The sequence below is a fragment of the Caballeronia sp. M23-90 genome, from assembly GCF_053574605.1.
Genome location: NZ_JBSIPA010000362.1, coordinates 1 through 6,823, shown reverse-complemented (window position 1 = coordinate 6,823; position 6,823 = coordinate 1). Strand labels below are relative to the sequence as shown.

At 58.7% G+C, this 6,823-nt stretch carries 5 protein-coding genes and 1 pseudogene; all 6 read right to left on the bottom strand.

The window, feature by feature from the left end; all coding sequences use genetic code 11:
- Positions 1-647 (bottom strand): DUF502 domain-containing protein (locus ACRXB1_RS26755; RefSeq protein WP_449493747.1); only part of this gene is annotated, 647 nt, incomplete at its 3' end.
- A 199-nt stretch (positions 648-846) separates the two neighbouring features.
- Positions 847-1,236: an FmdB family zinc ribbon protein gene (locus ACRXB1_RS26750; RefSeq protein ID WP_075358958.1), complete on the bottom strand. Its 390-nt coding sequence runs from the start codon at positions 1,234-1,236 to the stop codon at positions 847-849.
- 131 nt (positions 1,237-1,367) lie between these two features.
- Entirely contained in the window at positions 1,368-3,068 is a 1,701-nt protein-coding gene (ltrA, locus tag ACRXB1_RS26745) for a group II intron reverse transcriptase/maturase (RefSeq protein WP_449493746.1), read from the bottom strand.
- A 1,308-nt stretch (positions 3,069-4,376) separates the two neighbouring features.
- Positions 4,377-5,021 carry a methyltransferase domain-containing protein gene (locus tag ACRXB1_RS26740; RefSeq protein WP_449493745.1) on the bottom strand — a complete coding sequence of 215 codons (645 nt, stop codon included), beginning with the start codon at positions 5,019-5,021 and terminating at the stop codon, positions 4,377-4,379.
- A 3-nt stretch (positions 5,022-5,024) separates the two neighbouring features.
- The gene (ubiB, locus tag ACRXB1_RS26735) at positions 5,025-6,602 is read right to left on the bottom strand and encodes a ubiquinone biosynthesis regulatory protein kinase UbiB (RefSeq protein ID WP_062169086.1); all 1,578 of its coding nucleotides are present in this window, start codon (positions 6,600-6,602) and stop codon (positions 5,025-5,027) included.
- Between the two features lie 11 nt (positions 6,603-6,613).
- A pseudogene (locus tag ACRXB1_RS26730) lies at positions 6,614-6,823 on the bottom strand (sterol-binding protein); the annotation flags it as partial.

The following is a 6,823-nucleotide window of genomic DNA, read 5'->3' as shown; positions in this document are numbered from 1 at the left end:
TGGTCGACGGGACGGCGCGGCGCGGCCTGCACTTGCGGCATGGACGGCGCGACGACTCCCATTGACACGATGTACTTCAACGCAGCATCGACGGACATGTCGAGCTCGATGACTTCGCTTTTCGGCACCATCAGGAAAAAGCCCGAGGTGGGATTCGGCGTGGTCGGCACGTAGACGCTCACATGTTCTTCGGTCAGGTGATTGACGACGTCGCCGCCTGGAATGCCCGTCAGGAACCCGATGGTGTACGAACCCGAATGAGGATAACGGATCAGGAGTGCCTTGCGGAACGCGTTGCCGCTGCTCGAAAGCAACGTGTCCGACACTTGTTTCACGCTGGTATACAGCGGTCCGACCACGGGAATGTGACGCACGATCACATTCCACCACTCGACCAGTTTCTGGCCGACGAAGTTCTGCGTGAGCAAGCCCACGACAAAAATGAACGCGAGCGTGAGCACGGCGCCCAGGCCCGGCAGATGGAAACCGAACACGCGCTCGGGCTGCCAGGATTCCGGCAGGAGCAGCAGCGTCTGGTCCATGGTTCCGATCACGAGCCCGATCACCCACAAGGTGATGGCGAGCGGCACCAGCACCAGCAAGCCAGTCGCGAACACGGATTTCAACGTAGTCTTTTTGGTCGTCATTTACACAGCCGGAAGGCCGCACCGCTGGAATCCTCGGTTTGGCTGGTTCGCCGCCCAATGTGCAGCTTGAGTTTCAGGCGGACATCTGCGTGCGTGCGATCGGACAGATCGAGCGTTTGAGCGCGGTGAAAGTGATCGCGCGGGTCGGACTTCGTTTCCGTTGTAGACTTCGCGCTTCGCTTCAGGAGCCGGAAAAGCGTCAATTAGATGCCGGAGCAGCCGGTTTCGATGCCGCCGGGGTGGACGACGCGCTGCTCTTCGAGCTGTCCGATGCTGGTGCGCTCGCCGTGGACGAATCGCTTTTCGGCGATTCCTTGCCCGAGTTGCTCGAATCCGATGCGCTTTCGCTCTTCGTTTCGGCCTTGGCGCCTTCATCTTTCTTGGCGGCCGCGGGCGCGCCGTTATTACCGCCGCGGAAATCCGTCACGTACCAGCCGGAGCCCTTCAATTGAAAGCCTGCAGCGGTGACCTGCTTGGCGAACGTGTCCTTTCCGCACTCCGGACAAGTCTTGAGCGGCGCATCGCTCATTTTCTGGAGCGCGTCTTTCTGAAAGCCGCATGACTCGCAGCGGTACGCGTAGATCGGCATGGCACTCTTCCTACGATTAACGTTTCGGCGCTTGGTAGGGTAGCCCTCCATCCTTATGGATGAAGGGCCCCCTAAGAACTGTACGTGCGAGTTTCCCCGCATACAGCTCAAGCCTACAGACAAAATCCTGATCAGGTCAGGACCGGCTTCGTCACAACAACGTTGCCAGCATGCACTTGCTGGTGACAGTGCGGGTGAAGCAAAACTCTGTTGGACAGCGTGTCTTTGCCACCATGCATCCGATACTCCAGATGGTGATCGTGCCAACCCGTCTCGTCCGTCAGCGCAGTGTCACAGTGTGCACACAACCCACCCTGTGACATGTACAGCGTCGCCCATTGCTTGCGATAGCGCATCGACTCCCACATGCGATCCTGCCGCAATTTCTCGCCGTACTGCTCCCACATGGGATCAAAAGGATGGAAATCCCCCTTAATCTTCACGTGTCGTTTGATGACTGTGCCGCTGACTTGGTACAGCTCAAACAAACCTCTACTGCCGTCCCGCTTAACCATGGGAGCAGCAAACACCCAGTTCCGTTCGCCGACCGAATGAAAGTACTTCGACCTCACCCAGTCGGAGTTCTTCTGAGGGTGCCGCCGGGCTGCCCACCGCTGAAGCCTCTGGAAAATCAGATACTCCATGCGGGTGTACGCCTGCTTGGCAACTACGGGACTGTGATACTGCGCCCAGCCCCGTAGCATCGGATTTAACAGTCGGATCAGATCCTCCTGCCGTACCGCTTTGTTGCCGCTGATCGTTTCCGCCACCTTGCGATAGAACGCTTGCGCGTTTTTCTTGCTTGGCTTGATGAGTAGCTTTCCCGAGTACTTCCGGAAATTCCACCCAAGGAAATCAAAACCTTGATCTATGTGTGTGATCCGCGTTTTCTCCTCTGAGAGCTGCAAACCTCGAACCGCGAGGAAGGCTTCTGCCCAAGGTCGGACTTCGTTGACCAGTACCTCTTGCGAGTCCCCGGTGATAACGAAATCGTCCGCGTACCGCACCACATGAACCTTCAGCTTCTTGGCCTTCGCGGTCCCGAGTTTCGCACTGAGGTGCGCCACCAGCTCTCGCTCCAGCCCGTTCAACGTCACATTGGCCAACGTCGGGGAAATGATGCCCCCCTGTGGCGTACCGGCCTCCGTCGCCTGCAACTGACCTTGATAAATCAGGCCAGCCTTCAACCACTTCCGGAGAATCGCCGTATCTATTGGGACATTGCGTTCCAGCCAGTCATGGTTGATGTGGTCAAAGCATCCTTTGATATCCGCTTCCAACACCCACTGGGCCGAACCCTTCTGGGACATAGAAACGAAAATCTGGGACATGGCGTCGGCCGTTGAGCGATGACTCCTGAACCCATACGAGTTCGGATCGCTCGTGGACTCTGCCACCGGCTCCAAGGCCAGCAAGTACAGAGCTTGCATCGCTCTGTCATGCATGGTCGGAATGCCCAAAGGACGTTCCTTTCCATTGGCCTTGGGGATAAAGACCCTCCGTAAAGGCAGGGGCCGGTATCCACGCCGCTTCAACCGGTCGACAGCAAGCCGTCGACTTACGGGCGAATCCCATAGTTCGCGATCGACTCCAGCCGTTCGCGCACCCTGGTTTTGCGTAACACGTCGTACCGCGTACAACTTAGCGGACAACGTGCGGGTCAACATCCGTTGCAAGGCTTTCACCCTGCGCCATTTGCCTTCCCGCGTCGCCTTCGCAATTCGAATCTGCATCCCTCTCACGTTCCGTTCAACTCGACGCCAATCTACGGCATACCAGTCGTTAGGTGCGTGGGAAAGCGCAGATCCAGTCTTTCGACCAGATACTTTCATGCTGCTCTCCTACTCGAAGAAGTGAATCCCGAGCGAAGAACAAACCATCCCCCTTGTGGGAGCGATTTGCTCCCGCAAGGGGCTAAAAAAAATGAATGGACGACCAAAAGCCATCCCGAACTTCTCAAGCGTTGAGGGTAGTCAGCCATCTTGCGACGGTAGACCAGACGGAAGTCTGCCCGCTTTCACGTGGAGTAATGTTGCAACCCCTATCCGACCCATTACAGACCGGCCTTCGCTTTTTCCGTCCTCCCATACCCGCACAATCAACAGCGTCCCTTGCGGTCCGCCTGCCAGCCAAACAAGACTGGCAACCATACGGGCTTACCACGTTCCCGGCGTGTCACACGACTGACTTAGGTTCCACCTCTCCCCCGGCGGTCTAATGACGACGTAACCCGAGCTTCGAGCGAGTTAACCGACCGCACACCTTTTGGTTGATGCCTAACAGCAGCTTTGGCACCTCAATTCTTACGGGGTTTATCAGCAGTTCACTTACATTAACCATATCAGCCAGCCTTGAGTCTCAACCCCATCGCTGCTAGGAGTATCCACACGACAACCTCACGGTTGCCGTCTGCCCCAAAACCGGAGGACCCTTTGTCGGAAGAGCTTCACACCCCACCGTTGCCAGTGACGCATGTCTTCCTAGGCTACTGCTAGTCGTATAGCAGGTTCACTACTCGCTTCCATACAGCAGAAGCATGCCGAACCATGACACACCGAGCTCTCGCTCGTATCGCGCTGCGAATCCGTTGCAAATCGCGCGGGACCTACAAACTTCATTCCGCTTGGTAGCGGAGATGAAGCCGCTAACAAGGCGGGGCCTGACGGTAATCAGGTCAAAGCAGGACGATCACCAGGCATGCAATCTGGTAGTCGTCGTTAGACGACACCCAGAAATGCCCTACCGGGTATCGTTTCACAAGCAAGTATCAGCATTCGGACAGTTGCATACAGGACTCGCGCCCTTTCTGATGTCGTACTACCCGATACGGTCGCGGCAGGTGGGAATAGGCTTTTCGCCCAAACCGTTGCCGCTAGTCGATGTCCCTTACGTTGGGACTACCCGGACACGAGGATGCGTGTCGCACCAAAGCCTTGAATTATAGCCGCAAACCATCAGCGACCCCTTAAATTCGGCCCCGCCCGCGCGGCTTTGCAACCCGATGCAACAGGTTGGCGCGCGTTTTACATCGCCGAAACGCGGCGCGCGAGCCGGCCGCGCGTAATTTTTCGTGCGGAGCGGTGCGGAAACCACCGGCTCCTTAATTGGCGGCAGTTTCCGCGGTTTAAAGAGCGGGCAGCTCAAACTTCCGGGCGGCGGCGCCATGTCAGCCAGCGCTCGCGCCCGGCGAAGACGCTGATTGAACCGGTTACATCGTGCTCTCCGACCAGTTCGAAATGGGGAGTCAGCAACGCATCGAGCGCGTCCCTTTCGATACCAAACGGCGGCCCCTTGGGCGTCGTGCCGAGAAAGTAGAATCCGGCGAGCAATGCACCCGGTCGAAGGAGCGCCGCCATGCGTGTGGCGTAATCCGGCCAGCGCTCACGCGGCAAAGCGCAGAGAAAAGCGCGCTCGTAAATCCAGTCCGGTTCAAACGGCGGCTGATACGCGAAGAAATCCGCCTGTTCGACCACGTCCGCGTGTACGCCCAATTGCTGACGAGCCGCGGCGACCGCGCTCGGTGAAAAGTCGATGGCCTTGACCTGCCAATTTTCCTGCGTGAGCCAAAGCGCTTCGTACGCGCTGCCGCAGGCGGGAACCAGCACGCTTCCCAAGGTTTTGCGATGCTCGAGCGCAAACGCCATGAACGCCTCGGGGACGCCAGCCTGATCCCACGGCATGAAACGCCGGTCGAACCGTTCGTCCCAGAACTCGGGCGAATTGGCGTCGCGAGTATTGAACACGGGCGCCGCAGCGGGCCCAGCCGGTTTGGGGTCATCGACCATGGTCTAGCCTCCGTACGCAATTACCTGCCAGAACTCGGCGAGCACGGCGCCTGCGGCCACCGCCAGACCAAAAATCAGCAGCGCCTGCAACAGCCGGTTGGTCCGCTTCTGCTCTTGCAGGACCAAGCGAATGAGTTCGTCATTGCCGCCACGCGACGAGTCGTGCTGACTGGCCAGCGCCTGATGGATCAAACGGGGCAACTGGGGCATCGTCTTGCTCCATTGCGGCGCCTCGAGTTTGAGCCGTTCATACCAGCCACGCCAGCCGACCTGTTCGTTCATCCAGCGTTCGAGATACGGCTTGGCGGTCTTCCACAGGTCGAGATCGGGATCGAGTGAGCGGCCCAGGCCTTCCACATTCAGCATGGTTTTCTGCAGCAACACAAGCTGTGGCTGGATTTCGACATTGAAGCGGCGCGACGTGGAAAAGAGCCGCATGAGCACTTGTCCCAGCGAAATATCCTTGAGCGCCCGGTCGAAGTACGGCTCGCACACGGCGCGAATCGCGCTTTCGAGTTCTTCGACGCGCGTAGTCGGCGGCACCCATCCGGATTCCAGATGCAGCGTGGCGACGCGATGATAGTCGCGCTTGAAAAACGCCAGGAAGTTCTGCGCGAGGTAGTTTTTATCGAAGTCGGAAAGCGCGCCCACAATGCCGAAATCCAGCGCGATATACCGCCCGAACGTGTCCTCCGCCAGACTTACCTGAATGTTCCCGGGGTGCATGTCGGCATGAAAAAAACCGTCGCGGAAAACCTGCGTGAAAAAGATTTCGACGCCTTCCTGGGCCAGCTTGGGAATATCGACCCCGGCCGCCCGCAGCACTTCCACCTGGCTGATCGGCACGCCGACCATGCGCTCCATGACGAGGACCGTGGGCGCGGAATAGTCCCAGTACATCTCCGGGACCATCAGCAAATCGAGGCCCGCAAAGTTGCGCCGCAACTGGCTGCCGTTTGCGGCTTCGCGCATCAGGTCGAGTTCGTCGTGGAGATATTTGTCGAACTCGGCGACCACTTCGCGCGGTTTCAGGCGCTTGCCGTCGGCCCACAACCGCTCGGTCCAGTAAGCGATGTCGCGCAGCAACGCCAGGTCCGAATCGATGACCGGCAGCATATTCGGCCGCAACACCTTCACCGCGACCGGTTTGCCCACGTGCGCGCCCGTCTTGATCTTGGCGAAGTGCACCTGCGCAATCGATGCGCTGGCAACCGGCACGCGCTCGAAGTCGTCGAACAAAACGTCGATAGGCGCACCCAGCGACTTTTCCACGATCGCGATAGCCACATCCGAATCGAACGGCGGCACCTGATCCTGTAACTTCGCGAGTTCATTCGCGATATCGACCGGCAGCAGATCGCGGCGTGTGGACAGCACCTGCCCGAACTTCACGAAGATCGGGCCCAGGCTTTCAAGCGCGAGACGCAAACGCACGCCGCGCGCGACCTCGAACTTTCGGCCGAACGTGGTCATGCGCATCAGCAGGCGAACGCGCCGGTCCTGAATGCCGCTCAGCACCAGTTCATCGAGCCCGAATCGCACTACGGTGAAGAAAATCTTGAAAAAACGCAGAAAGCGCATGGTTCAGCCCATTACTTGCTCGTGCCGCGCGATGACGCGGCGCCGGGCGCAGATGCGCCTCGGGCTTCGGCTTTTTGTTCGAGTCGCTCGATGCGTTTTTCGACGCGCGCAAGCGCGTCCCGGGCTATCGACAGTTCGGCATTGAAGGTGTCGAGGGCGCTGCGGCGCACGAGTTGAGGTTGTTCGTCGAGCAGGTATTCCGCCACGGATTCAAGCAGGTA